This window comes from Microbispora catharanthi (genome assembly GCF_006334915.2).
Classification (GTDB): Bacteria; Actinomycetota; Actinomycetes; order Streptosporangiales; family Streptosporangiaceae; genus Microbispora; species Microbispora catharanthi.
On record NZ_VDMA02000008.1, the window covers coordinates 312475 to 337300 of the forward strand.

Annotated in this window: 24 protein-coding genes; 10 read left to right on the top strand and 14 right to left on the bottom strand. The window is 71.3% G+C overall.

Annotated features, from left to right (window positions below; translation table 11 throughout):
* Positions 1–220 precede the first annotated feature (220 nt).
* Positions 221–439, top strand: coding sequence for a hypothetical protein (locus FH610_RS18020; RefSeq protein WP_139575597.1), 219 nt, complete (start codon positions 221–223; stop codon positions 437–439).
* A 48-nt stretch (positions 440–487) separates the two neighbouring features.
* On the opposite strand, the gene FH610_RS45230 is transcribed toward FH610_RS18020, so the two are convergent.
* Positions 488–2200: a fibronectin type III domain-containing protein gene (locus FH610_RS45230; protein ID WP_139575600.1), complete on the bottom strand. Its 1713-nt coding sequence runs from the start codon at positions 2198–2200 to the stop codon at positions 488–490.
* A gap of 227 nt (positions 2201–2427) precedes the next feature.
* Here FH610_RS45230 and FH610_RS18030 point away from each other — a divergent pair, with 227 nt between their 5' ends.
* A complete protein-coding gene (locus FH610_RS18030; protein ID WP_139575606.1) occupies positions 2428–3897 on the top strand; it encodes an AAA family ATPase in 1470 nt (489 codons plus the stop codon).
* A 10-nt stretch (positions 3898–3907) separates the two neighbouring features.
* Here FH610_RS18030 and FH610_RS18035 read toward each other — a convergent pair whose 3' ends face one another.
* From FH610_RS18035 to FH610_RS18045, 3 genes are read right to left on the bottom strand one after another with little or no spacing between them, the layout of a single operon-like run.
* Entirely contained in the window at positions 3908–4813 is a 906-nt protein-coding gene (locus tag FH610_RS18035; protein ID WP_420813718.1) for a carbohydrate ABC transporter permease, read from the bottom strand.
* A 2-nt stretch (positions 4814–4815) separates the two neighbouring features.
* Positions 4816–5736: a carbohydrate ABC transporter permease gene (locus FH610_RS18040; RefSeq protein ID WP_139575724.1), complete on the bottom strand. Its 921-nt coding sequence runs from the start codon at positions 5734–5736 to the stop codon at positions 4816–4818.
* Positions 5737–5738: 2 nt separating this feature from the next.
* A complete protein-coding gene (locus tag FH610_RS18045) occupies positions 5739–7103 on the bottom strand; it encodes an extracellular solute-binding protein (RefSeq protein WP_240809037.1) in 1365 nt (454 codons plus the stop codon).
* A 339-nt stretch (positions 7104–7442) separates the two neighbouring features.
* Between FH610_RS18045 and FH610_RS18050 the strand changes: the two genes are divergently transcribed.
* The 4 genes from FH610_RS18050 (at position 7443) to FH610_RS18065 (ending at position 12396) form a co-directional block, all read left to right on the top strand.
* Positions 7443–9878 (top strand): glycoside hydrolase family 3 N-terminal domain-containing protein, encoded by a 2436-nt coding sequence (locus FH610_RS18050; protein ID WP_139575611.1) that lies wholly within the window; start codon positions 7443–7445, stop codon positions 9876–9878.
* Positions 9862–10884, top strand: coding sequence for a LacI family DNA-binding transcriptional regulator (locus FH610_RS18055; protein WP_139575616.1), 1023 nt, complete (start codon positions 9862–9864; stop codon positions 10882–10884). Before FH610_RS18050 ends, FH610_RS18055 begins: the two co-directional genes overlap by 17 nt.
* A gap of 101 nt (positions 10885–10985) precedes the next feature.
* Positions 10986–11303: a hypothetical protein gene (locus tag FH610_RS18060; protein WP_139575621.1), complete on the top strand. Its 318-nt coding sequence runs from the start codon at positions 10986–10988 to the stop codon at positions 11301–11303.
* Between the two features lie 112 nt (positions 11304–11415).
* Entirely contained in the window at positions 11416–12396 is a 981-nt protein-coding gene (locus tag FH610_RS18065; protein WP_139575624.1) for an AraC family transcriptional regulator, read from the top strand.
* 18 nt (positions 12397–12414) lie between these two features.
* Here FH610_RS18065 and FH610_RS18070 read toward each other — a convergent pair whose 3' ends face one another.
* Positions 12415–12876 (bottom strand): ATP-binding protein, encoded by a 462-nt coding sequence (locus FH610_RS18070; RefSeq protein WP_205825851.1) that lies wholly within the window; start codon positions 12874–12876, stop codon positions 12415–12417.
* Between the two features lie 358 nt (positions 12877–13234).
* Here FH610_RS18070 and FH610_RS18075 point away from each other — a divergent pair, with 358 nt between their 5' ends.
* Positions 13235–16516, top strand: coding sequence for an ATP-binding protein (locus FH610_RS18075; RefSeq protein ID WP_139575629.1), 3282 nt, complete (start codon positions 13235–13237; stop codon positions 16514–16516).
* Here the strand turns inward: FH610_RS18075 and FH610_RS18080 are convergent, their stop codons facing one another.
* From FH610_RS18080 to FH610_RS18095, 4 genes are all read right to left on the bottom strand, one after another.
* Positions 16517–17527: a pyridoxamine 5'-phosphate oxidase family protein gene (locus FH610_RS18080; protein ID WP_139575634.1), complete on the bottom strand. Its 1011-nt coding sequence runs from the start codon at positions 17525–17527 to the stop codon at positions 16517–16519.
* 100 nt (positions 17528–17627) lie between these two features.
* Positions 17628–18026, bottom strand: coding sequence for a MerR family transcriptional regulator (locus FH610_RS18085; RefSeq protein WP_139575639.1), 399 nt, complete (start codon positions 18024–18026; stop codon positions 17628–17630).
* 393 nt (positions 18027–18419) lie between these two features.
* The gene (locus FH610_RS18090; RefSeq protein WP_139575644.1) at positions 18420–18647 is read right to left on the bottom strand and encodes a hypothetical protein; all 228 of its coding nucleotides are present in this window, start codon (positions 18645–18647) and stop codon (positions 18420–18422) included.
* A gap of 264 nt (positions 18648–18911) precedes the next feature.
* On the bottom strand, positions 18912–19382 hold the full coding sequence (locus FH610_RS18095) for a MarR family winged helix-turn-helix transcriptional regulator (protein ID WP_139575650.1): 471 nt from the start codon (positions 19380–19382) through the stop codon (positions 18912–18914).
* 54 nt (positions 19383–19436) lie between these two features.
* Here FH610_RS18095 and FH610_RS18100 point away from each other — a divergent pair, with 54 nt between their 5' ends.
* Positions 19437–19802, top strand: a complete 366-nt coding sequence (locus FH610_RS18100; RefSeq protein ID WP_139575658.1) for a VOC family protein — start codon at positions 19437–19439, stop codon at positions 19800–19802.
* Positions 19803–19934: 132 nt separating this feature from the next.
* Here FH610_RS18100 and FH610_RS18105 read toward each other — a convergent pair whose 3' ends face one another.
* Together FH610_RS18105 and FH610_RS18110 are read right to left on the bottom strand one after the other, a co-directional pair.
* Positions 19935–20348 carry a hypothetical protein gene (locus FH610_RS18105; protein WP_139575659.1) on the bottom strand — a complete coding sequence of 138 codons (414 nt, stop codon included), beginning with the start codon at positions 20346–20348 and terminating at the stop codon, positions 19935–19937.
* 34 nt (positions 20349–20382) lie between these two features.
* Positions 20383–21072 carry a TetR/AcrR family transcriptional regulator gene (locus FH610_RS18110; protein ID WP_161628025.1) on the bottom strand — a complete coding sequence of 230 codons (690 nt, stop codon included), beginning with the start codon at positions 21070–21072 and terminating at the stop codon, positions 20383–20385.
* A 167-nt stretch (positions 21073–21239) separates the two neighbouring features.
* Between FH610_RS18110 and FH610_RS18115 the strand changes: the two genes are divergently transcribed.
* Entirely contained in the window at positions 21240–21734 is a 495-nt protein-coding gene (locus tag FH610_RS18115; RefSeq protein WP_139575661.1) for a DUF1707 domain-containing protein, read from the top strand.
* 32 nt (positions 21735–21766) lie between these two features.
* Entirely contained in the window at positions 21767–22408 is a 642-nt protein-coding gene (locus FH610_RS18120; RefSeq protein WP_139575662.1) for a TetR/AcrR family transcriptional regulator, read from the top strand.
* Between the two features lie 3 nt (positions 22409–22411).
* On the opposite strand, the gene FH610_RS18125 is transcribed toward FH610_RS18120, so the two are convergent.
* From FH610_RS18125 to FH610_RS18135, 3 genes are all read right to left on the bottom strand, one after another.
* On the bottom strand, positions 22412–22990 hold the full coding sequence (locus tag FH610_RS18125) for a flippase-like domain-containing protein (protein ID WP_139575663.1): 579 nt from the start codon (positions 22988–22990) through the stop codon (positions 22412–22414).
* A 114-nt stretch (positions 22991–23104) separates the two neighbouring features.
* Positions 23105–23860 carry an amino acid ABC transporter ATP-binding protein gene (locus tag FH610_RS18130; protein ID WP_139575727.1) on the bottom strand — a complete coding sequence of 252 codons (756 nt, stop codon included), beginning with the start codon at positions 23858–23860 and terminating at the stop codon, positions 23105–23107.
* Positions 23861–23916: 56 nt separating this feature from the next.
* On the bottom strand, positions 23917–24825 hold the full coding sequence (locus FH610_RS18135; protein ID WP_139575664.1) for an amino acid ABC transporter permease: 909 nt from the start codon (positions 24823–24825) through the stop codon (positions 23917–23919).
* Position 24826: the final 1 nt, after the last annotated feature.

The window sequence follows — 24826 nt, forward strand, 5'->3', positions numbered from 1 at the left end:
GCCCTTCGACCTGGAGTACTGCGTGGAGGCCGGTGGGGTGGTCATACGAGGACCCTCCGCCGGACGCGCCGGAAGTCGGGGGTTCGTGAATCTTTCAGCGCCGCCGCGGCGGCCGGGCAGGTGGGGCCCATGCCCTCCGGCGCTCTCTGGCCGCCCATGATCAGCGATGCGATAGTGCGGGTGCCGCTCGCCTTGCGGGCGTCTATCCCGGGAGGATCGCATGCGTACGGTACGGGCTCTACTCGTCTCCGCCGTCCTGACCGCCGGCCTGGTGTCCGTCGCCACGGCGCCGGCACACGCGGACAGCATCCGGTACGCCTACTACTACCAGTCGGACTGCTACAACGGCGGCAACCTCGGCATCCAGTGGGGTTGGTGGACCTCCTTCCGCTGCGAATGGGGAACCGGCGGGGGCAACTTCTGGTTCCTCTACGCCTGACGCTTCGACTGGACGCCCCGCACCCGCGAGTGCGGGGCGTCCGGTGGCTCAGGGCAAGGTGGCGAGGAAGGGCTTGACGGTCCTGGAGAAGTTCCAGTTGTTCGCGGCGTCCCAGTTGATCGACCAGGTCATCGCGCCCCGGATGTCGGGGTAGGTCCGCGAGGGGACGAACGACCCGCAGTTGGTGCGCCGCGCCAGGCAGTTGAGCGCGCTGGTGACCGTGCCGGGGGAGACGACGCCGCCGCCGGCCGCGCCGGGACCGGCCGGCAAGCCGAGCGCGACCTGGTCGGGACGCAGGCCGTTCTCCAGCTGGATGCAGGCCAGCGCGGTCATGAAGTCCACCGACCCCTGGCCGTAGACCTTCTGGTCGCAGCCGAGCATCGCCCCGGAGTTGTAGTACTGCATGTCGACGACGGTGAGGATGTCCTTGACGCTCAGCGCGAGCTTGAAGTACTCCATGCCGGTCGACTGCATGTCGATGGTCTGCGGGGCCATCATGATGATCAGCCCGGAGCCCGCCTTCGTCCGCAGCTCGCGCAGCGCCTGGGCCATGTAGGTGGCGTTGAGGCCGTTCTCCAGGTCGATGTCGACGCCGTCGAACCCGTAGGTCTGCATGATCGAGTAGACCGAGTTCGCGAACGCCGTCGCCGCTCCGGAACTCGCCACCTGCACGTGGCCCGCCTCGCCGCCGACGCTGAGGATGACCTTCTGACCGCGCTGCCTGAGCGCCTGCACGTCGGCCTTGAACTGGGCCTCGGTGTATCCGCCGAGGGCGGTGGACAGACCGGGGTCGAGGGCGAACGTCACCTGCCCCGGCGTGGTGGTCGCCTCTCCGAACGCGATCGCGACCACGTCGTAGTCCTGCGGCACCTGCGACAGCTTGAGCTCGACGGCGGGGTTGACGAAGTTGTGCCAGTAGCCGGTGAGGATGTGCTTGGGCAGCCCTCCGCCGGAGGAGCATCCGGTGGTCGTGCCGGTGACGGCGGCGCTCGCCGCGGACTCGCCGGCGGAGTTGTACGCCCTGACGGTGTAGGCGTGGGTGGTGCAGGCGCCGAGCGACCCGATCGTCGCGGTGGTGCCGGTGACCTGGGCCCGCTGGGTCGTGCCCTCGTAGACGCGGTAGCCGGTCACGGTGCCGCTTGAGGCGGCCCACGACAGCGAGATCGACGTGTCGGTGCTGCCGGCTACCATGGGGGCGCCCGGCTGCCCCGGCGTGCCGGTGCCCGCGCCGGTCGTGGCCGAGACGGCGGTGCTCGCCGCCGACACGTTGCCCGCCGCGTCCCGCGCCCTGACCGTGTAGCTGTACGTGGTGCCCGAGGCCAGGCCGCCGTCGGTGTACGTCGTCCCCGTCACGGTGGTGACGAGCTGCGAGCCGCGGTAGACCTGGTAGCCGGTCACGCCGACGTCGTCGGTGGAGGCGTTCCACGCGAGCGACACGCCGCTCGACGTGGTGCCCGTCACCCGCAGGCCGGCCGGGACGCTGGGGGCCGTCGTGTCGCCGCCCCCGCTCCCGAGCGCCTTCCACAGCGCGGGGACGTTGGGCGGCTCCCAGCCCGTCAGCGACGTGTGCGCCTGGATGCACTCGTAGTCGGCGCCGTTGTAGGTCACCCGCGTGCCCGTGGCGTAATAGGTGTTGGGCGCCCAGGCCGCGTACGCGAGCACGGCGCTGGACGCCGCCGACGCGGGGGCGGGGCCTGCCCCGACCCCTGCAAGACAGAGGCCCGACGCGAGCAACAACGCGCTGAGCAGCCGTTTCTTCATCAATGCCGTCCTTCCGGGGGTGCCGATCGGCGTCCGCGAGGAGGCGTCGGGTGACACGACGACCGGTCGCGTGGCCTTCCTTTCCTTAGGAAAGTTTCCTAATAGTTTTGGCGTGAGCGTAGCCCCGGAAAGACGGCCGTACAAGACCTGAAAGCGGCAGGGTGAGCGAGCAAATGATAGCTGCAACTATGATAGGTGGAGCTATTACCTCGTGTAAGGAGCAGCCGTTGCTGGAGAAGCCGGAACGCTTGTTCGGCCGGGACACCGAGTGGGAGAACCTCGCCGACTTCGTCGGGTCCCCCATGTCCGGGGCGACGCTCGGGCTGGTCTACGGCCGCCGCCGTCAGGGCAAGACCCTCATGCTCGAACTGTTGGCCCAGCAGACCGGCGGGTTCCTGTTCGGCGCGACACAGCAGACCGAGACGCAGAACCTCACCGACCTCGGGGCGGCCTATGCCGCTCATCGTGGACTGCGTCAGCCCGTCGCCTTCCGTACGTGGCGTGAAGCCATCGACGAGTTGCTCCGGCTCGGGGAGGACCAGGCCACCCCCCTGATCATCGATGAGTTCCCCTATCTCGTCTCGGCGACGCCCGCGCTGCCCTCCTACCTCCAGCAGGCCCTCAGCCCGTTGAGCTACGCGAAGCAACACACCCGGGCCCGGATGATCCTGTGTGGCAGCGCGTTGACGACTATGGCACAGTTGCTCTCCGGTGGTGCGCCCCTGCGTGGCCGTGCCGGTATGGAGCTGGTGGTCCGCCCGTTCAGGTTCCGTGAGGCCGCGGCGTTCTGGGGGGTCGATCACAATCCGGAGCTGGCGTTCCGGCTGCACGCCCTGCTCGGTGGAACCCCTGCCTATCTGGAGATGAGCGGGGGATCGGGGCCCGCCGGAGTCCCCGAGTTCGACCGCTGGGTTCAGCGGCGCCTGCTGAACCCGGCCTCCGCGATGTTCCGCGAAGGCGGCCTGCTGCTCCGGGAGGAGCCCTCAATCGCCGATCCGACCTCGTACTCGGCCACGTTGAGCGCGATCAGCGCCGGCAACCGTCGGCGCTCGGAGATAGCGGCGGCGCTGGGGCGCCCCAGCAGTGCCCTCGCCCATCTGCTGGGCGGCCTCGAGGACATCGGACTGATCGAGCACATCGACGACGCCCTGCGGGGTAAGCGCAGCGTTTACCGCATCGCCGAGCCCGTCGTGCGGTTGCACCAGCTCGTCATCCAACGCCACGAGGCCGAGCTGGTCGCCGGGCGTGCCGAGCGTGTCTGGAAGACCAACGCGGACACCGTCGCCTCGCAGATCTACGGCGCGCACTTCGAGGACCTCGCGCGGCAGTGGTGCTTCGAGCACGCCTCACCGGACACGCTCGGCGGGGTCGCGAGCGCGGTGCGTCCGACGGAACTGCCGTGCCGGGAGCACCGCCGGGGGCACGAGCTCGACGTCGTCGTCATGGAGTCCGCCTCGTTCGCCGCCGACCGGATCACCGCGATCGGCGAGGCCAAGAGCACCGAGGCCCCTGTCGACGTCCCTCAGCTGGAACGCCTGGAGCACCTGCGCGGGCTGCTGCCCGCCGGCAAGGTCGGCGCCCTGCCCAAGTTGCTCCTGTTCGCGCGCTCGGGGTTCTCCCGCGCGCTGGTCCGCCTCGCCGACAGACGGCCCGACGTGGAACTCGTCGACCTGGGCCGTCTGTACGGCGGAGCGTGAGATCCTCCGTCTACTTGCCGAAACCGGCGGTCAGGCCGCTGAGCAGCTGACGACGGCCGACCGTGTAGAGGATCAGCATCGGCAGGATGGTCAGCACGACGGAGGCCAGTACGGCGGGCACGTTCACGCCGTACGGTCCGCCCTGGAACGCCGCCAGCGCCAGCGGCAGCGTGCGCTTGTCGGGGCTCTGGGTGAGGATCAGCGGCAGCAGGAACCCGTTCCAGACCTGCAGCGCGTTGTAGATCGACACCGTCACCACGGCCGGCCGCGTGAGCGGGAAGGCCAGGCCCCACAGCGTCTTCCACTCGGTCGCGCCGTCCATCCGCATCGACTCGAACAGTTCCTTGGGCACGTCCCTGATGAAGTTGGCCAGCACCAGCACCGACAGCGGGATCGCGAAGGCGACCGACGGCAGGATCAGCGCCGTCAGCGAGTCGTAGAGCTGCAACTTGATGATCAGCAGGTAGACCGGGATGACGGTCGCCTGCAGCGGGATGGCCAGGCCCATGAGGAACAGCGAGTTCACCCCGCGGAGGAAGCGGCTGGCGCCGGCGCTCCGGACGATCGCGTACGCCGCCATGAACGCGAACAGGACCGACGGGACGACCGTGCCGATGGCGACGAGGAGGCTGTTGAGGAAGTACAGCGGGAAGTCCAGGTCGAGCACGAGCCGGTAGTTGTCCAGCGTCGGATCGCCGGGCGGCACCAGCGGGTTGGTGATGTAGTAGTTGGACTGCGTCTTGAAGCTGGTGATCACGATCCAGTAGATCGGAATGATCACCACCGCCAGCCACAGCCAGCCCATCAGCCCGGCCAGCCAGTTGGGGCGCTGGGAGGCCGGTTTGTGCCGGCGGCGTCCGTGCGCCCCTGGGGCCGCGGTGCGCTGGGCTGCCCTCGAGGTGTGGGTCGCGGTCACGGTCAGGCCCCTTCCAGCTGGCTGGCGTTGGGGTTGCGGCCGCCCAGCCGGCGCAGCAGCAGCGCCAGGGCGAGACCCACGAGAACGAGGATGACACCGATCACACAGGCCTGACCCATGAGGTTGGCCTGGATGCCGCGCTTGTACATGTCCAGGGCGAGCGCGCGGGTGGCGTCACCAGGGCCGCCCTCGGTCAGCACGAAGATCAGGTCGAAGAAGGTCAGGGAGCCGACGATCATCAGAGTGGAGGACGTGATCGCGGTGTACTTGAGCTGGGGCAGGGTGATGTTGAAGAACATGCGGACCCGCCCCGCGCCGTCCAGCTCCGCGGCCTCGTAGAGCGAACGCGGGATCTGCCGTACGCCGCCCTGGTAGAGCAGCGCGTGGAACGGGATGAACTGCCAGGACACGATGAAGATCACGACGCCCATGGCGAGGCTGGGCGTGCCGAGCCAGTCCTGGTTGAGCAGGTCGATGTGCAGCCCCGCGCCGAGCCCGAAGTTCGGGTCGAGCAGCGCCTTGAAGGTGATCGCGATGGCCGCCGAGCTGAGCAGCAGCGGGATGAAGTACAGCACCGCGAGCAGTTCGCGGTAGCGCTGACGGCCCGCCAGGAACACGCCGATCAGGATGCTGGCCGGTGTCTGGACCGCCCAGGAGAGCGCTGTGATCAGGAACGTCACCCACAGCGCGTGCGGCAGACCGGGATCGCTGAGCACGGCCCGCCAGCTTTCGAGCCCCGTCAGCTTGATCTCGCCCAGCGTGTCCCAGGAGGTGAAGCTGAGCAGCAGGACCCCGACCAGCGGAATCAGCGCGAAGGCGGCGAAGACCACCAGCGCCGGCGTGGCCAGCCACGGCAGGATGACGCCGCCGCGCGCCTTGGGCGCGACGGCGGACGACGTCCTTCTTGCGTTGATAGCGGACATGCTCACTTACCGATGACCGCGTTCATGTTCGTGGCGAACTGCTGCGGCGTGATCGACAGCTGGAACAGCTTGGCGATGTTGTCCAGCAGCACCTCGGCCGCGGTCGGGCTGAGCGCCTGGTCCCACGACTGGGCGAACACCTTGGCGTTGCTGGCGACGCCGTAGATGAAGTTCAGGAACTCGGCGTCCTTGGAGCCGGCGAACAGCTTGTCGGAGCCCTTGACGATCGGCACGCCGCCGGTGCCGACCCAGTCCTTCTGCTCCTGGTCGTCGAGGACGCCGGTGGCGAAGAACTTCTTGGCGATCTCCTTCTGCTCGGGCGTCGCCTTGGAGGAGATCGACAGGTACTGGCCGGGGTTGCCGACGGTGTTGGTCGGGTCGCCCTTGCCGCCGTCGACCCCCGGGAAGTTCATCCAGCCGAGGCCGCCGCTGGGGACGATGTCGCCGCCCTGCGCCTGCTGGATGCCGTACGACCAGCTGCCGTGCAGCATCATCGCGGCCTTGCCGGTGTACAGCAGCGCCTGGTCGGCGTTGGAGTCGGCGGTGACCGAGGAGAAGCCCTTGATGAACGCGTTGGCCTTGATGAGCTCCTGCATCTTGGTCAGGGCCTCGATCGAGGCGGGGTTGTTCCAGGCGTCCTTCTCACCGTCGAAGACGGCCTGGAACACCTCGGGGCCGCCGATGCGGTCGAAGAGGAACTCCAGCCACATCATGTTCGTCCAGCGCGACTGGCCGGCCAGGGAGAACGGCGCGATTCCCGCCGCGTTGAACTTCTTCACCAGGTCGAGGATGTCGCCGTACGACTGCGGCGGCTGGGCGCCGACCTTCTCGAAGACCTTCTTGTTGTAGAACAGGACGATCGGCTGCACGGTCTCACACGGCATCGCGTAGATCTTGCCGTCGATCGTCGCGGCGCCGAAGGCGCCGGGGAACAGCCGGTCCTTCACGGCGGCGTTCTCGCCGAACCACGAGGTGAGGTCCTCGACCTGGCCGGCCTGCACGTAGCTGCGCAGACCGCCGCCGCCCCAGCCCCAGATGATGGTGGGCGCCTGGTTCGCGCCGATCGCCGTCTTGATCTTCGTCTTGTACGCGTCGTTCTGGATCGTGGTGATCGCGATCTGGCCGCTGGCGTTGGCCTTGTTGAACCGCTGGACGGACGCGGTGCGGGGGGCCTCACCGGGCGGGCCCTGGAGGAACCAGTAGGTGGCCTTGCCCCCGCCGCCACCGTTGCCCCCGGCGGCGCCGCCACCCGTGCCTCCGCCGGACGGGGCGGGGCCGGACGTGCCGCAGGCCGCCAACGCGGCACCGAGGGGGAGGCCCATGGAGAGGGTGAGGAAGGTGCGGCGGGATGATGTCCTGGACTCCACGCTGATCTCCGTACGTCGAACGCCGAGGCTGGCCGCGGCTCGTTGAAAAGTAACTCGGACGCGGCGGGGGCGACGTGGATCGGCACCCCGGTGCCACTGTCCACTCCTTCTTGAAGTCAGCTCGTTTCGAAATATTTCGACACAAGCCGCGTGGCACGCCAATCTAGATTTGCGATACCTGACTGTCAAGAGCGCTCTCACGAGCTCTCCAGCTCAACGTGATGCGTGTGTAAAGTACCGACGAACAGGCGTCACACCTTGTGATCATGGTCGGCCGAAAATTGACGACAGAACTGACCGCGACGCCGAAATGTTTCGAAACTTTTTTGAGGAGAGCAGATGACGGCCCCAGATCGGACGCACGCGGCGGACGGGACGCTCCGGGCGTGGCAGGACCCGGCACTTCCCGTGGCCGACCGGGTCGAGGCCCTCCTCGCCGAGATGACCCTTGAGGAGAAGGTCGGCCAGCTCGGCAGCCGGTGGATCGGCAACGACATGCAGGCGCCCGAGGAGGTCGAGCCCGACAACGCGCACAACGTGGCCCCTATGCAGGACGTCTTCGCCGCCTCGGGGACGGTGCCCATCGAGGAGGCCGTACGCCATGGGCTCGGCCACCTGACGCGGGTGTTCGGCAGTGTTCCGGTGACGGCGGTGGCGGGCGCGGCGGAGGTGGTGCGGCTGCAGCGCGAGGTGGTGAAGCACTCCCGGCTCGGCATTCCGGCGCTGGTCCATGAGGAGTGCCTGACCGGTTTCACCACCTACGGCGCGACCGTCTACCCGGCGGCCATCGCCTGTGGCGCGACCTTCGACCCCGAGCTGGTGGAGCGGATGGCCGCCGCCATCGGCGGGGACATGCGGGCCGTGGGCGCCCACCAGGGCCTGTCGCCGGTGCTGGACGTGGTGCGCGACTACCGCTGGGGCCGGGTCGAGGAGACCCTGGGCGAGGATCCGTACCTCGTCGCGATGCTCGGCGCGGCCTACGTGCGCGGCCTCGAGAAGGCCGGGGTCATCGCCACGCTCAAGCACTTCGCCGGCTACTCCGCCTCGCGGGCTGCCCGCAACCACGGTCCGGTCCCCATGGGCCGCCGTGAGCTGATGGACATGATCCTGCCGACGTTCGAGACCGCCATCGCCGAGGGCGGTGCGCGCTCGGTCATGAACTCCTACTCGGACGTGGACGGCGTGCCCGCCGCCGCCGACCCCTGGCTGCTGACCGAGGTGCTGCGCGACGAGTGGGGGTTCACCGGCACGGTCGTGTCGGACTACTGGGCGATCGCGTTCCTCGCGAAGATGCACCAGGTCGCCGCGGACCACGAAGAGGCCGGGGTCCTCGCGCTGACCGCGGGCATCGACGTCGAGCTGCCCGACACGCTCGGCTTCGGCCGGCACCTGGTCGAGCGGGTGCGGCGGGGCGAGCTGCCCGAGGAACTGGTGGACCGGGCCGCGCGCCGTCTGCTCACCCAGAAGGTGCAGCTCGGGCTGCTCGACCCGGACTGGACGCCGGAGGGGTCGGTGGCCGGCGCGGACGCCGTGGACCTCGACTCGCCGGACAACCGGGCGCTGGCCCGGGAGCTGGCCGAGCGGTCGATCGTGCTGCTCGACGCGGGCGACGCGCTGCCGCTGCTCGGGGAGGGGCGCCCGGGGCCGCGCCGGGTGGCCGTGGTCGGGCCCTGCGCCGACGACCCGCGCACGTTCATGGGCTGCTACGCCTTCCCCAACCACGTGCTGCCCCGGCACCCGAAGCTCGGGCTCGGCGTGGAGGCGCCCAGCCTGCTCGACGCGCTGCGGGCCGAGCTGCCGGACACCGAGATCGTCCACGAGCGGGGCTGCGACTGGCGGGGCGAGGACCGGTCCGGCTTCGCCGCCGCGCTCGCGGCCGCCCGCGAGTCCGACCTGTGCGTGGCCGTCGTCGGCGACCTCGCCGGGCTGTTCGGGCAGGGCACGTCGGGCGAGGGCTGCGACGCCGAGGACCTGCGGCTGCCGGGGACGCAGGAGGACCTGCTGGTCGAGCTGGCCGCCACCGGCACGCCGGTCGTGGTGGTCGTGGTGTCGGGCCGGCCGTACGCGCTGGGGCGGGTGCGCGAGGGGGCCGCCGCGCTCGTCCAGGCGTTCATGCCGGGCGAGGAGGGCGGGGCGGCCATCGCGGGCGTCCTGTCCGGCCGGGTGCAGCCCAGCGGGAAGCTGCCGGTGCAGATCCCGCGGTCCCCGGGCGGGCAGCCGGGCACCTACCTGCAGCCGCCGCTGGGCTCCGACAGCCACGGGATCAGCAACCTCGACCCGACACCGCTGTTCCCGTTCGGCTACGGCGCGTCCTACACCGCCTTCGAGGTCGGCGACCTGGAGATCAGCGACTCCGAGGTCTCCACCGACGGGGAGTTCACCGTGTCGGTGCGCGTGCGCAACACCGGCGGCCGGGCGGGCGAGGAGGTCGTCCAGCTCTACCTGCACGACGTGCTGGCGCAGGTGACCAGGCCGGTGCGGCAGCTCGCCGGGTTCGCCCAGGTGCGGCTGGAGCCCGGCGAGAGCGCGCGGGCGACCTTCACCGTGCACGCGGACAGGACCGCTTTCACCGGCCGCGACCTGCGGCGCATCGTCGAGCCCGGGGACATCGACGTCTTCGTCGGCACCTCCGCGTCGGACCTGCCGTGCCGGGGCCGCGTACGGCTGACCGGCCCGCTGCGCCACGTCGGCCACGACCGGCGGCTGGTCACTCCCGTGGAGGTGCGACCGGCGGCGGGCCCCGATCAGGGAGGAACAGATGCCGCCCAGTCGTAGGCGGGCCACTCTCGCCACGGTCGCGGCCTCGGCGGGGGTATCGGTCGCGACCGTGTCGAAGGTGCTCAACGGCCGCAGCGACGTCGCGCCGGAGACCCGTTCCCTGGTGCTGTCGCTGCTGGAGCAGCACGACTACGTCGCGCCGCCGCAGCGCCGGGGTGAGGCGGCGCCCGACACGATCGAGGTGGAGTTCGACGCCGACCTCAACGCGTACTCCACGGAGATCGTCCAGGGTGCGGTGCAGGCAGGCGCCGATCTCGACGTGGCCGTGGTGGTGAGCATCCGGCGTGACGCCGACCGCACGGGAGGGTGGGCGCGCGACCTGGTCGCGGCCGGGCGGCGGGCGCTGGTCGCCGTCACCGGCGAACTGACCGCCGGGCAGCTCACCGCCCTGGCCCGGGCACGGCTGCCCCTGGTCGTGATCGACCCGCTGAACCTGCCGAGGGCCCGGGTGACCAGCGTCGGCTCGACGAACTTCGCCGGTGGCATGGCCGCGACGGAGCACCTGCTCGCGCTCGGCCACCGGCGCGTCGCCTACCTCGGCGGCCCGGCCACCGCGGCCTGCAACCAGGCCCGGCTGCACGGCTACCGGGCCGCCATGGAGTCCGGAGAGGCTCCCGTCCTGCCCGGTTACGTGCGGACCGGGCACTTCCACTACCACGACGGCATGGCGGGCGGAGCGGCCCTGCTCGGCCTGCCCGAGGCGCCCACAGCGATCTTCGCGGGCTGCGACGACATCGCGCTCGGCGTGCTGGAGGCGGCCAGGGCGCGGGGGCTGCGCGTGCCCGAGGACCTCAGCATCGTGGGCTTCGACGACACGCAGATCGCCCGGATGGCCTCGCCGCCCCTGACCACCGTGCGGCAGCCGCTGCGAGAGATGGGCGCCGTCGCGGTGCGTACGGCGCTGCGCCTGGCGGCCGGGGAACAGGTCGAGTCCCACCACGTCGAACTCGCGACGGAACTCGTGGTGCGCGGCTCGACCGCCCCCGCGGCGCACACTGGATAGTGGGGATTGGGGAAGCAATCGGCCGGGGCGAACGTTGCACTGTGCAATAGTCATTGGGCAATAGTCACCGGGCAATAGTCGCGTGAAAGTTGGTGGTCTCGATGACCGTCCAGGCAAAGGCACTCATCACGCTCCTGCCCTCCGACCAGGGCGGTCTGCCGCACGAACTGCCCTCCCGCACGCAGTCGCTGGTGATCTGCGCCTGCGCCGGGGAGGAGGGCATGCGGTTCAGCCGTCCGTTCCAGGTCGCGATCACCGCGGACGACGAGGAGCCGCTGAGCCCGGGAGACTGGCTGCACGTGGTGACCATCGCGACGACCGACGACGACGCGGTCGAGTATCTGCGCCCCGGGGAGCGTTTCCGCCTGTGGTGCGGCCACGACGTCGGCAGCGGGATCGTCTCCCGCCGCCTGATCTGACCGTCCGGCCGGTCCTCACCGCGGCCGTGTCCCGCCGGAGCGGGCCGCGCGTAGGCTTGTGTCGCGCCCGCCACCTGCGGGAACGGGGGGCCTGCCCGCTTGGGGAGGCGAAATGGCCGAACAATCGCTACCACTCGCCGCGCATTCGCGGCTGTACACACACGACGTCGACGAGGCCCGTACGCGGGTCGGAAACGACCTCGGCGACCACGGGCTGCGCCCGGTGAATTCGGAGATCCGGTTCGACGCCCGCTTGAACGGGATGACGTTCGACGGAGTCGGGCTGTACTCGCTCGGCTACGGCACGGAGGTGCTGATCACGCCGCAGCCGCTGGACAGCTACCTGCTCGTCGAGATCCCGCTGACCGGCGTGGCGGAGGTGTCCCACGGCCGTGAACGGATCGTGTCGACGCCCGAGCTCGCCTCCGTACTGTCGCTGACGCGGCCCATGTCCATGCGATGGGCCCCCGGGCACGAGTCGCTGATCGTCCGCTTCGACCGCGCCGCGCTCGAAGCCCACCTCGGCAAGCTCATGGGGCGCACGCCCCGCAGGCCGCTCACCTTCTCCCTCGGCATGGACCTGACCCGGCCCCCCGCCCGATCGTGGCTCTCGGTCGTCGAGCTGCTCAGGCGAGAGGCGGAGACAGGCGGCGCCATGCTGGAGCAGCCCGTCGCGCTCAGGCAGCTGGAGGGGCTGTTGATGACGCAGTTGCTGCTGGCCCAGCCCAGCAACTACAGCGAGGAGCTGTCGGGCGGGCAGCCCCGCGTCGCGCCGACGGCGGTGGAACGGGCCGTGGACGTGATCGAGGCGCGGGCGGCGGAACCTCTCACCGTGGAGGAGATCGCCGAGGCGGTGGGCGTCGGCGCGCGGGCGCTTCAGGAGGGGTTCCGGCGTCAGCTGGAGACGACGCCCATGAGCTACTTGAGGGAGGTGCGCCTCGAGCGGGTGCGTGCCGAACTCTCGGTCCACGATCCGGGCGCCACCACGGTCACCGACGTCGCCTACCGCTGGGGGTTCGTCCATCTGGGGCGGTTCGCCCTCGCCTACCGCCGGCGTTTCGGGGAGTCTCCGTCGGAGACCCTGCGCCGCTGAGCGCGGGCGTACGGCCGCTCAGCGGGCCGGCAGGTCCGCCCACCACGTGGTGGTGCCGGAGGGACGGCTGACAGAGCCGTGCCGGATGGCGAGGGCGTCGACGACGACGCCGCCGCGCCCGCTCTCGTCCGGGGACGGGGCGGTTCCCGGCCACACCGGCGCCGCCCCGCCGTCGGTGATCTCGACCCGGATGACCGGGCGATCGCCGTCGGCGTAGACGAAGAGCCGGAGCTCGGCCGGCGGCAGGGCGTGGAGTACGGCGTTGGTCACCATCTCGGAGATCACCAGCACGACCTCCTGCGCGGTGGTCCCGGGCGTTCCCCAGGCCGCCAGGACACCGAGCGCATGACGTCGCACGCCGCTGACCTCCTGAGGAGAGTGCGGCACCGGACACGTGTATACGGAACTGACAACCTCGGCGGCGGAGACGTCGGCCCGGTCCATGGTCTGCGAGTTCATCGTGTCGTGCTCCTTGGTCACCAGCGGGCACCTCCCGTGGCGAAGCACCCCGGCGCTCCGTGCGCGGCGCCTCATATGGTCGGGAAGAGCATCACTTATCGCAGATTAGGCAGGCCATACGAAGGCGCGCTATCCCCAAGGCGAGGGCGGGTATCCGCATAACGAACCATTACCCGCAGGCCCGGGCGGACGGCGGGCCGCCGTCCGGATCAGGTTCGCCAGAGCGCTGAGATCGGGCAGGTCGGCAATGCGCCGCGCCTCACGCCGGTCGAGCCCGTCGAACGCACCCAGGAATTCGAGCACGGAATCAAGCGGGAATCGAGCGCTCACCCCAACGAGCTGTCACCGTAAAAGGAAACAGACCTATGCTTTTCCCGCTATGGTGCGCGTTCTGGTATTGGGTCACATCGGCGCGGAGGTGGCGGGCCGTCCTGTCGAGTTCGGCACGTCACTCCACCGGGCCGTGATGGCCCGGCTGGTCTGCGCACAGGGGCACATCGTGTCCACCGACCGGTTCATCGACGACCTGTGGAAGGGCCAGCCGCCGCCGAAGGCGCTCGGCGCCCTGCAGGTGTACGTCTCGAACCTGCGCCGTGTCCTGGAGCCCGAGCGGGCGCCACGGGCCGCCGCCCGCGTGCTGGTGAGCGCGCCGCCCGGATATCGCCTCGCCCTCGACACCGAGGACGTGGACGCCTGGCTCTTCCCCAAGCTGGTCGACGCCGCGGCCGGCCTCCTCGCCCGGCGCGAACCCGCCGGCGCCTTCGACACGATCAGTGAGGCGCTGTCGCTATGGACCGGCCAGGCGTACGCGGAGTTCGCCGACCAGGAGTGGGCCGTGCCCGAGGTGGGCCACCTGCTGGAGCTGCGGGCGGTCGCGGTCGAATACCGCGCCGAGGCGGGCCTGGCGCTCGGCCGCCACGCCGAACTGGTCCCCGAGCTGGAACGGCATGTCGCCGCCCACGCGCTGCGGGAGAACGCGGTCCGGTTGCTGGCGCTCTCCTACTACCGGGCAGGCCGTCAGGGGGAGGCCCTCGCGGTCCTGCGCCGCACCCGGGCCCTGCTGGCGGATGAGCTCGGCGTGGACCCCGGGCCCGCCCTGCGGAGCCTGGAGGCGGACATCCTCGCCCAGGCCCCCTCCCTCGACCTGATCATCCGGGAGCCCGCGCCGGCGCCGCTGGTCGTTCCGCCCGACCGGCCGCGCCCGCCGTCCCCCGGCAGGATGGTCGGCCGTACGAGGGAGTTGTCCCGCCTGACCGCCGCCGCGGAGCAGGCCGGGGACGGCTTCCGGGTCGCGTGGCTCGGCGGGGAGGCCGGGCTGGGCAAGAGCACCCTGGCCGACGCCCTGGTGGGGCACCTGTCGTCGCGGCGCTGGCGGACCGTCGTCGGCCGCTGCCCGGAGACGACGGGCGGGGTGCCGCCCGCGTGGGCGTGGAGCGAGGTGCTGCGCGATCTCGCCGCGACCACGCCGCCCCCGCCGGAGACCGCCGCGCGGCTGGCGCCGCTGCTGACCGACGACGCCGCACCGGTCGGCCAGTTCTGGCTGGCCAGGGCCGTGGGTGACTACGTGGACGGGGTGCCGGGGCCGCTGCTGATCGTGCTGGAGGACGTCCACAGGGCCGACGAGGAGACCCTTCAGCTGCTGCGCCATTTGGCCGTACGGCTGGCCGCGACACCCGTCCTCGTCCTGCTCACGCACCGGCCCGGGGAGTCGAGCGCCGACCTGATGGCGACCGCCGCCGCCCTCGCCGTCCAGACCGTGGAGAACCTGGAGCTGAGCGGTCTCGCACCGGACGAGGTCGCCCGGCTGCTCACCGAGCGCTCCGGCATGGAGGTGGATCGGGCGACCGCGCGGAAGGTCAGCGAGCGCACCGGCGGAAACCCGTTGTTCGTGAGCGAGACGGCGCGGCTGCTCGCGATCGACGGCCCCTCCGCGGTGAACGTGCTGCCGCCCGGGGTGCGGGACCTGATCCGGCGGCGGGTGGCCCACCTCCCCGGCGCGGTCCAGGTGACGTTGCGCAACGCGGCGGTGCTCGGCAGGGAGGTCGACGCCGACGTGCTCATCGCGATGCCGGGAGCCGACGAGGAGACCGTGCTCGACGGGCTGGAGGCGGGGGTGCTGGCCGGGCTGCTGGAGGAACCCCGGCCGGGCCGGGTCCGCTTCGCCCACGTGCTGGTCCGCGAGACCCTCTATGAGGACATTCCCCGGCTGCGGCGCGCCCGGATGCACCGCAAGGTCGTGACGGCCCTGGAGACCGTGCGGCCCGGGGACGTCGGGGCGCTTGGGCATCACGCCCTCGCCGCCGCGACCACCGCGACCGCGCCGGCCGCGGCGGAATACGCGTCGCGCGCGGCGGCTCAGGCGTCCGCACTGTACGCCCACCGGGACGCGGCGGCCTTCCTGGACGGCGCGCTGAGTGCGCTCGATCTCGCGCCTGACCCGTCCGAGGCGCTGCGACTCGACCTGATGTGCCGTCTGGTGTCCGCGCTGGCGCACGCCGGCGAGGTGGAAAGGGCGCTCGACGCCCGGGCGAAGGCGCTGGCCGTCGCCAGGAGAACCGCCGATCCGAAGGCCGTCGCCCGGGCGGCGGTGGCCTTCGACGCGCCCGTCATCTGGACCATCCAGCCGGAGCGAAGGCTCGATCGCGATCTGGTGCGCGCCATCGAGGACGCGATTCCCCGGGAGACGGGCGAGCCGCGCTGCCTTCTGCTGGTCACGCTGTGCCACGCCGTCGAGGGACACGACGCCGCCCGGGTGGAGACGGCGAGCACGGAGGCGGTGGCCATCGCCCGCGACATCGGCGACCCCCACCTGCTGTGCATGGCGCTGAACGCCCGATACTGGGCCTGTCAGGCCCCGGACAGGCGCGAGGAGCTCGAAGGACTGGGGCACGAGTTGCTGCGGATCTCCTCGTCGGCCGGGCTGCTCGGCTACCAGACGCTCGGCCACGCGGCGCTCTGCATGGTCGCGCTGAGCCGAAACGACTGGGCCGGCGCCCGGCACCACGCCGACCAGGCGGCGGAGCACTCGACGAGCGGCCAGCTCGGCCACGCCCTCGGCATCCTCGCGTTCCTCGACGCCCTTCATCTGCTCTTGCGGGGAGAGTTCGAGCAGGCCGAGGAGGCGTACACGACGCTGGGCAAGCGGATGGCGGAGTCGGGGGCGTCGATATCGTCCCTCATGGGCGCTGTGGGCTGTTTCGCGGTCCGTCTCGCGGCCGGACGCTTCGACGAGTGCGTGGAGGCGATCACCCCGGTGTGGGAGCGGATCCCGCAGGAGGTCGAAGAGCTGTACGCCCGCGCTCTCGTGGCGGCCGGCCGCCTGGAGGAGGCCAGGGCCGTGTGGCCGGCGGCCCTCCCGCGCCGCGACTTCTCCTGGGTGGGCATGATGGCGGCGCGATCGGTGACCGCGATCGCGTTGGCGGACCGCGAGGCGGCCGGAGAGTGCTACCACCAGCTCCTCCCCGTGGAGGGGGAGATGGCCGGGATGAGCACCGCGTCGGTCACCTTCGGTCCGGTGGCCCACACGCTCGGCGACCTCGCCGTCTTCCTCGGCGGGTCCGAGGCCGCGGCGGGACACTACGCCCGTGCGGTGGAGGTGGCCCGGCAGGTGGGCTCCCCCCACTGGGAGAAGGCGGCCCGTGACGCGCTCGCGCGCCTGTGATCAGCGAAGACGCCGGAGCGCGGGAACGGGCTGCCCGCGTCGCGCGGCCTCCCGTTCGAGTCGCGGTGCCAGGGCGCGGGCGGTCCGCATCATCTTCCGCACCTGCCCGAGACGGCTCCCGCTGAGGCTGAAGTCGGCCAGGGCACGTTCGACCCGCACGTGGACCCCGTCGGGCAGGGGCGTGGCCTCGCCGACCAGCACGACGTTCTCCTGTCCGCTCATGTCGGTGCCATGGGTGTGGAAGGTCAGGCAGGCCCGTCCGCGCGCCAGGACGCCGGGCGGGCCGGTCCGCACGAGGAAGCCGTCGTCCACACGGGTCGCGCCGAGCGAACGCAGCGGCAGGGGCCAGCCGTCCTCGCCGATCACGGTCAGCACGGGATCACCGAGGCGGACGGCGTGGTCGGCGCGAAGGCGCCAGTCGGCGGGCGGCTCCAGCCATCCCGGAGCGCCGGCTCCGGTGGGGGCGGGGTCCGACGGCGGCGCGGTCGCTTCCGGGGCCGCCTCCCACCGCTGAGGCGGCGCGTCGAGCCGCCCGTGCGGCCACCACAACATGCGCAGCGGAGTGACCTCGATCCATATGCGCGCCCAATACCAGGCCTGGCGTCGCACGAGGAACCACGGCTGCCGGGCGACCGCCTGCGGATACTTCGCCAGCGTCCGCCGCAGGTAGAGATCGGTGTTGGCCTGCAGATCCGCGTCGCGTACGGTGGCCAGGCCCTGGACGAGCACGACGGGAGGGCCGGAGACGGGCGACCCCGTGGGGTCGGAGAACAGCAGCGCGACCCGGGGGTCGCGTCTGGCCCGCTCGGCCTTGGACGGATAGGTCAGTCCGGTCGAGACGTCGACCGTACGACCGTCCTCGGCGACGTAGGGCCCCACTGGCCAGGTAATCGGCGCGCCGGTGCGGGTGAGCGAGGCGTACTCGCACGTCAGCGCGTTTTCGAGCACCGGCAGAATCTCGGCGGGCCAGTTCGTGCGCCCGGCCGTGCCGGACGCGGGCGACAGGGACATCCCATGCTCCCTCGCAGCGGAATTCCTCACGCCGGTGAACTTAGGCGGCAGGGCTTAGGCCGCACTTGGGACGGACTTAGGCAGGCACGAGGGAGACGGATCAGCGGGCGGAGGCGGTTTTCGGGACGTTCAACCGCTGACGCCGGAGCTGCTCGGCGAACTCCCTGGCCATCGCGAGCTGCTCGCGCAGTTTGTCGGCGCGTTCCGCGACCGCCTTCTCGAACAGCTGCAGCCGGGAGAGCAGGCCGGGGTCGTCGTCGCCGCGGGTGAGCCGGTCGCTGATCTCCAGCAGGTCGCGCATCTCCTCCAGCGTGAACCCCAGCGGCTTCATCCGCCTGATCAGCGCCAGGCGCTGCACGTGCTCCTCGCTGTAGAGCCGGAAACCCCCCTGCGTGCGGGCGGGCACGACCAGGCCGACCTCCTCGTAATGGCGGATGGTGCGCAGGGACAGCCCGAGCCGCTCGGCGACCTCGCCGATCTGCGCCAGACCTTCAGGCATCGCTCCGCTCACCTTTCCTACCCCCGTGGTCGCCGCTCCCGTGCGGGTACCGTCGCCACTCACGGCCTACCCTCACGTATGGGTAGGGTTTCGCAGAACAGCTCTCTGGAACTCGTCGGTGACGATACCTCTCGTCCGGGAGTCCGGCTGGAGGGGAGGACAAGCATAAGGCCCCGGGCCCGCCCTGGTGGAGCCCGCGGCAGCGCCGACCCCCACCGCGACGGCGCGCCCGGCGAGGGGGAAGGGCCAGGCGGGCCGTGCGGTGGCGTTGACGCCTGCGATGGGCGAGCACGCGGCGAAGCGGAGTCCCACCGCAAGCGGGGCAGACTCTACTCTCACGGAAGGTTATAGAGCAATAACCCCCCGACGCCCGGCGGGAGCGAGCGTGCGCGATCAGTAGGTGCTGGGCTCAGGCTCCTCGACGTTCCACGTCACCCTGCCGTCCGGCTGGACGCACCGCCGGCGGACCCGGGTGACCAGTTGCGTCGGCAGTTGGAGCGCCGCCACCCAGGATCCGTTCCTGCTCCGCTCGAAACAGACGTTGTCGCCGTTGACGACGACGCGGTCGGCGGTGAGGGTGCGCTGAAAGCCGCTGTACATCCTGACGCGGTAGACGGACATCGTCCTCCTCTCCACGTGCGGTCTTTTGTGTGGCCGGACCCACCGCGGAGGAGGCTCCCGCGCGGGCCGGCCCCCGCGGGCGGCGGGGCCGCCCGGATCCCTGGCCTCCCGGCGGTCACGACACGGCGCGGGGACGTCGCGGGACGGCTGCGCGTCGGCCGGGAGAACCACGTGACCCGCATCACCCTACTCTGACGTCAGAGTAGGCAAATCCCGAGGGTGGACGGGGGCATGTCTTCCCGGCCCGGCGGGGTGGCGGCTCCGCTACCGCTGTCGGCGAACCGGGGACGGGCGGTCCTCCAGGGCGTCCGTCATCCGCTCCAGGTGACCCAGCAGCAGGTCGGCCTGCTCCGCGTCCAGGTGGGCGGTCATCCGCTGTTCGATCGTGAGCACGTCACCGCGCGCGGCGGCGAGCCGGGCCCTGCCCTCCGCCGTCAGGGTGGTGGGCAGGGCTCTGCCCTGCGGCGCGGACGCCGGCCGCTCGACCAGTCCGGCGTCCTCCAGGTTGCGGAGCAACACGTTCATCGACTGCCGGGTGACGAAGGCGCCCCTGGCCAGCTCGGCGTTGGACAGCCCCGGCCGCTGGTCGAGCAGTTCCAGGCAGGCGTACTGCGGAGTGGTCAGGTCGTGGCGGCGCAGCGCGGCGTCCATGGCCGAGCGCAGGGCCGCCTGGACCCTCTTCAACTGGTAGCCCACCAGGCGGCCGGGGTCGACGCCGCTGCTCACTTGCCTCATGTCAACATCCTGACATATGGTCCCTATGTCAAAGCTCTGACATAGGAGGAAGCCGTGACCGTCACCGGAGTGGACTTCGTGGCGTTGCAAGTGCGCGACCTGGAGGCAGCGGCCACGTTCTACGAGAAGCGCCTCGGGCTGCGACGAGACCCGGCGGGGCCGCCGCACGCCGTGGTGTTCGCCACCGCGCCCATCCCGTTCGCGGTGCGCGAGCCGCTGCCCGGCGTCGACCTGGAGGCGGCCCCGCGTCCGGGCCTCGGGGTGGCGCTGTGGTTCAAGGCCGACGACGCCCAGCGGCTCCACGACGAGCTCGCCGCGGCGGGGGTGCCGATCCTGTCCGAGCCGGTCGACGGGCCGTTCGGCCGGACGTTCTCCTTCAGCGACCCCGACGGGTACGCGGTCACCGTCCACGACAGGTGAGCGAGGCCCGCACGGGACGTGACGGATGACCTGTCCGCCGCCGTCCCGCGCGGGCCCCGTATGCGCACTCTCCCGCTCTCGCTTACCCCCGGAATCCGGTCTCATGCACATCCCGTGGATCTGGCGCCCCGGTCACGTCAGCAGGCCGATGCCGAGGGTCAGCACGCCTGCCGCCAGGCAGAGCGCGCCGAGCCAGAGCAGGATGATCAGCCGATTCGGCCGGGTCGCATCCCGTCCGAGGGACGACAGGAAGAATCCGGCGGACATCAGCGCGGCGGCGGCCGGCACGCCGAGCCGGGCGGTCCACAGGGCGACGCCGTCGAGGCCGGTGGCGTCGACGAAGAGGAGGCACACCAGTCCGAGGGTGACCAGCACCCCCGCGTGCGCGTGCCCGGCGCGGGCGAACGTCTGCTGGAAGGGCGTCATCGGCACCGCGCCGCGGACGATCCGGGTGAGGAACCATCCGCCGAACTCGATGGTCACGACGGTCAGCAGGACGGCGCCGGCGATCACCTGGGTCGGCTGGCTGAGCTGCAGGGGGGTCATTGGGCACTCCTGTGAGGACGATGGTGGGGGGACGTCAGCGAGCGGCGCCCAGGGCGGCCTCGGGAAGGCCGAGGGTCCGCGCGAGGTCGGCCAGCTCCGCCTCGAACAGATCGCCCGCCTCGTCGCCGATGGCCCGCGGAAGGCCGAGCGACTCCAGGCAGACCATCCCGTAGAGCCGCGTCCAGCAGCGGGTGAAGGCGGCCGCGGCGGCGGTGGAGGGCATCGTGATCTCCAGGATCTGGACGAGCCGCTCGGCCAGCGGCTCGATCCGGGGCTCGCGGGGCCAGGGAGCGGGGGAGGCGCCGCCGTAGTCCCGCCATGCTCCGGCGAAGATCTCCCCGAACAGCTTGCCCACCTGGGCTCGCGCACGGCCGACCGCCTGGTTCTCCTCCTCCGGCGGGGACACGACCAGGGAGAGGTGGAACTCCCGGGGGTGCTCGACCCCCCAGCGCCGCAACGCCCTGCTGGCGACGACGAGCCTGCCCGCCGTGTCCGCCTCGTCCACCTCGCCGACCCGGGTGGCGACGAACTCGGTGAGCTCGTCCAGGATCGCCACGATGACCGCGTCGAGGAGGGCGCGGTGGCCGTCGAAGTAGCGGTAGACCCCGGGCGGGGTCATCCCCATCTCCCGGGCGACCGCCCGGATCGTCAGCGCTTCGACGCCTTGGGTCGTCAGGATCTCGCGGCTCACCGAGATCAGCTCACGCAGCGTCGCGTCACGCACCCTCTGGCGTCGTGAAGGACTGGTCGTCGTGGACCCCTCCATCGGCCTGTCTCCCCTCTTCTGTTGACACATGTTAACTATAGCGTATTGCGTTAGCTGACGCGTTCGTGCGATGCTCGGGTTATCCACATTCGCGGTCATCGCCCGCCCGCCCCCTGGAGGCTCCCTTGGACATCGACTCCGGCACAGCGTTGCGCTCCAGGCCCGCCGCCGCCCCGGCCACCGCGCCCCGGGTCGGCGCCGCCGAACGCAACCGTGCCGTCGAACTGCTCGGCGACGCGTTCGGCGCCGGCTACCTGACCAAGGAGGAGTTCGACGAGCGCCTCGACGTCGCCACGCGAGCGCGGCACCGCACCGAGCTCGACGCCCTCCTCGCCGACCTGCCGGCCAAGCTGCGTACGTCGAGGGACCGGGCGCTGCGCCGGGCCCGCAAGGCCAGGGCGGCCAGGCTCGGCGTGCGCATCCACGCCGGCGTCTACGCCGGCACATCGCTTCTCATGGTGGTCGTCTGGCTCGCCGTCGGGCGGGCGACGGACTTCTGGTATCCGTGGCCGATCTGGCCCATCCTGGGCTGGGGCGTCGGAGTGCTGGGCCACGCCGTGCCCGTGACCCTGGCGGTCCGCGCCCGCGAGCGCCGGAAGACGTTTGATTCAATTGCTTGACTTACCGCATCGATTCCGGTGCGCTGGTGAGGATGACCGGTAAGTTACGAGCCGAACGGGCCGGCGTGACCCGCGAGCGGATTCTGTCGGCGGCGGAGCGGCTGTTCGCCGAGCACGGCGTGTTCGCCGTGTCCAACCGCCAGGTCAGCGAGGCCGCGGGGCAGGGCAACAACGCCGCGGTCGGCTACCACTTCGGCACCAAGGCGGATCTCGTACGCGCGATCGCCCGCAGACACGCCGAGCCGGTCGATCGGATACGCGAGCGGATGCTGGCCGACATCGGCGACTCCGCCGACGTACGCGACTGGGTGGCCTGCCTGGTCCGCCCGGTCACCGAGCATCTGGCCGCGCAGGGCAACCCGACCTGGTACGCCCGCTTCCTCGCCCAGGTGGCGACCGATCCCGCGCTGCGTGCGATCCTCGCCGAGGAGACGCACGCCTCGCTGCGACAGGCGTTGGACGGGTTCATCCGCTGCCTGCCCGAACTGCCCGCCGAAGTGCGGGCGGAGCGCGGCGACATGGCGCGGCAGCTGATCACACACGTGTGCGCCGAACGCGAGCGCGCCCTCGCCGAAGGCGCCCCCACGCCCAGATCCAGCTGGCACGGCACGGCGACCGGGCTGATCGACGCGCTCGTCGGGCTGTGGCTGGCACCCGTTTCCCGGGATTCGTGAGCTTCACCCCACCGGACGCACGCCCGCCTCGTCCTCATGGCGGCCGGCGACGCCGAGCAGCCACCGTCCGGCCGCGGCCAACCGGGCCCGGACCCCGTCGCGGAGCAGCAGCCAGGCGACCCAGCCGACGGCGAGCACGGCCCAGTACGAGATCAGCCGGTAGAGCGCGACGACGGCCGCCGCCATGCTGCCGGTGACTCCCGCTCCGATGAACGTCGCGGCCATGCCGAGCTCGGTGACGCCGAGCCCGCCGGGGATGACCGCGACCGTCGCCGCGATCTTGCCCGCCACGTAGCCGAGCAGCACGGTATGCGGCCCCAGCCCGACCCCCGCGGCCGCGCACACGGCGGCCCCGCCGCTCCTGAGCAGGCGGCGCAGCAGTCCCGCGAAGAGCCTCATCGAGAGGCCCTCGGCGACCACGGCGACGGCCAGCCAGCCCGGGTTCACCCTTCGAACCGACGCCCAGACCACGTCCGGGTCGGGAATCCTGTCCCTGAGGGCGAACAGCGCCACTCCGGCCACGCCGACGGCGGCGGCGCCTCTGAGCCGGCGCGCCGCGTGGACGACGGAGGCAGGGGACATGCGCGGGTTCTCCGGTGCGCGGTCGGGGTGTGACGCGCCTTTAAATCAAGTGACTGACTTAGGTTAGCATCGCGGTTTTCCCCGGCCGGGAGAGGATCCTCCGGCAGCCGGCGCTCACCTCTCGAACGGGCCCTCCTGGGCGCCGAGGACGCTGGACAGGAACGCGCGGGTGCGCTCGTGCTCCGGGGCGGCGAGAAGCTCGCGGGGGCGGCCCTCTTCGACGACCACGCCGTCGGCGAAGAAGGCCAGCCGGTCGCCGACCTCACGGGCGAAGGCGATCTCGTGGGTCACCACGACCATCGTCATCCCCTCGGCGGCCAGGCTCTTCATGACCTCCAGCACCTCGTCCACCAGCTCGGGGTCGAGGGCGGAGGTCGGCTCGTCGAAAAGCATCAGCGCCGGGTTCATCGCCAGCGCCCGGGCGATGGCCACCCGCTGCTGCTGGCCGCCCGAGAGCTGGTGGGGCCGCTTGTGCGCGTGGTCGGCCAGGCCCACGCGGTCCAGGTGCTCCATCGCCAGTGTCCGCGCCCGATCCGGCGGCGTGCCCAGCACATGGACGGGACCGCAGGCCACGTTCTCCAGCGCGCTCTGGTGGGCGAACAGGTTGAATCGCTGGAACACCATGCCGATGTTCCTGCGGAAGGCGGCGAACCTCTTGGGCGTCCAGGGGTGATACCTGCCGTCCCGCAGCGTGTGGCCGACCTCCTCCCCGAGCACGCGCAGGCTGCCGCCCAGCACCGGCTCCAGCCCGTTGAGGCACCGCAGGAACGTGGACTTGCCCGAGCCCGACGGCCCGATGACGCAGCTCACCTCGCCGGAGGCCACGGTGAAGTCCACCCCGTTGAGCACCTGCACGCCGCCGTAGCCCATCCGGACGCCCGTCGCCACCACCACGGGGGCCACCGCCGCGGGGGCCGCCCCGGCGTTCACGCGGCCACCTTCGGCAGGACCCGGGCCGCGACCCCGCCGCCGCGGACCAGCCGTACGGCGTCGGAGCCGAAGCGGCGCTCCAGCCGCCCCTGCAGGAAGGTCGCGACGGCGGTCATGACCATGTACCAGACGCTCGCCACGATCAGCAGCTCCATGATCCGGTTGTTCGCCTTGTAGATCTGGCTGGCGTTGGTCATCAGGTCGTGCCCGGCGACGACGTACACCAGGGAGGTGGTCTTCAGCATGGAGATGAACTCGTTGCCGGTCGGCGGGATGATGATGCGCAGCGCCTGCGGCAGCACGATGACCCGCATCCGCCTGGCCGGCGTCATGCCCAGCGCGTACGCCGCCTCGGTCTGGCCCCGGTCCACCGCCTGGATCCCGGCGCGCACGGTCTCGGCGAAGTACGCCGCCAGGTTCAGCCCCAGCCCCAGCATGGCCGAGGTGAAGCCGGTCATCACCTGGTTGGTGTCCCACTTGAGGCCGATCATCGTGAACGGGACCTTGAGCACCAGCTCGGGGAACAGGAACGCCAGGTTGTACCAGAAGATGAGCTGCACCAGCACCGGCGTGCCGCGGAAGAACCAGATGTAGAACGCGGCCAGCCCGCTCAGCACCGGGTTGTGCGCGAGGCGCATGACCGCGACCAGGACGCCGAGCACCAGCCCGAGGGCCGTCGCCAGCACGGAGATCTCGATGGTGACCCAGACCCCGGACAGGATCCGCTCGTTGAACAGATACTCGGCGACCTTGCCCCAGTCGAGGTGCGGGTTGACCACCACCAGGTAGGCCAGCCAGCCGGCGACCGCGAGCGCGACGGCCGCGGCGAGCCAGCGGCCCCAGTGCCAGGTGCGCGCGACGGGGACCGGCGTGCCGGACCCGTCGGCGATCGGTTCGGTGCGCACG

Excerpts from the sequence above, each read along its gene's own strand:
- FH610_RS18065 (WP_139575624.1), top strand. The coding sequence starts at position 11,416 with ATGGCCGAACAATCGCTACCACTCGCCGCGCATTCGCGGCTGTACACA.
- FH610_RS18080 (WP_139575634.1), bottom strand. The coding sequence starts at position 17,527 with ATGTCCCTGTCGCCCGCGTCCGGCACGGCCGGGCGCACGAACTGGCCC.
- FH610_RS18095 (WP_139575650.1), bottom strand. The coding sequence starts at position 19,382 with ATGAGGCAAGTGAGCAGCGGCGTCGACCCCGGCCGCCTGGTGGGCTAC.
- FH610_RS18125 (WP_139575663.1), bottom strand. The coding sequence starts at position 22,990 with ATGTCCCCTGCCTCCGTCGTCCACGCGGCGCGCCGGCTCAGAGGCGCC.
- FH610_RS45230 (WP_139575600.1), bottom strand. The coding sequence starts at position 2,200 with ATGAAGAAACGGCTGCTCAGCGCGTTGTTGCTCGCGTCGGGCCTCTGT.
- FH610_RS18020 (WP_139575597.1), top strand. The coding sequence starts at position 221 with ATGCGTACGGTACGGGCTCTACTCGTCTCCGCCGTCCTGACCGCCGGC.
- FH610_RS18130 (WP_139575727.1), bottom strand. The coding sequence starts at position 23,860 with ATGGGCTACGGCGGCGTGCAGGTGCTCAACGGGGTGGACTTCACCGTG.
- FH610_RS18120 (WP_139575662.1), top strand. The coding sequence starts at position 21,767 with ATGACCGGTAAGTTACGAGCCGAACGGGCCGGCGTGACCCGCGAGCGG.
- FH610_RS18050 (WP_139575611.1), top strand. The coding sequence starts at position 7,443 with ATGACGGCCCCAGATCGGACGCACGCGGCGGACGGGACGCTCCGGGCG.
- FH610_RS18060 (WP_139575621.1), top strand. The coding sequence starts at position 10,986 with ATGACCGTCCAGGCAAAGGCACTCATCACGCTCCTGCCCTCCGACCAG.
- FH610_RS18075 (WP_139575629.1), top strand. The coding sequence starts at position 13,235 with ATGGTGCGCGTTCTGGTATTGGGTCACATCGGCGCGGAGGTGGCGGGC.
- FH610_RS18040 (WP_139575724.1), bottom strand. The coding sequence starts at position 5,736 with ATGTCCGCTATCAACGCAAGAAGGACGTCGTCCGCCGTCGCGCCCAAG.
- FH610_RS18105 (WP_139575659.1), bottom strand. The coding sequence starts at position 20,348 with ATGACCCCCCTGCAGCTCAGCCAGCCGACCCAGGTGATCGCCGGCGCC.
- FH610_RS18085 (WP_139575639.1), bottom strand. The coding sequence starts at position 18,026 with ATGCCTGAAGGTCTGGCGCAGATCGGCGAGGTCGCCGAGCGGCTCGGG.
- FH610_RS18090 (WP_139575644.1), bottom strand. The coding sequence starts at position 18,647 with ATGTCCGTCTACCGCGTCAGGATGTACAGCGGCTTTCAGCGCACCCTC.
- FH610_RS18055 (WP_139575616.1), top strand. The coding sequence starts at position 9,862 with ATGCCGCCCAGTCGTAGGCGGGCCACTCTCGCCACGGTCGCGGCCTCG.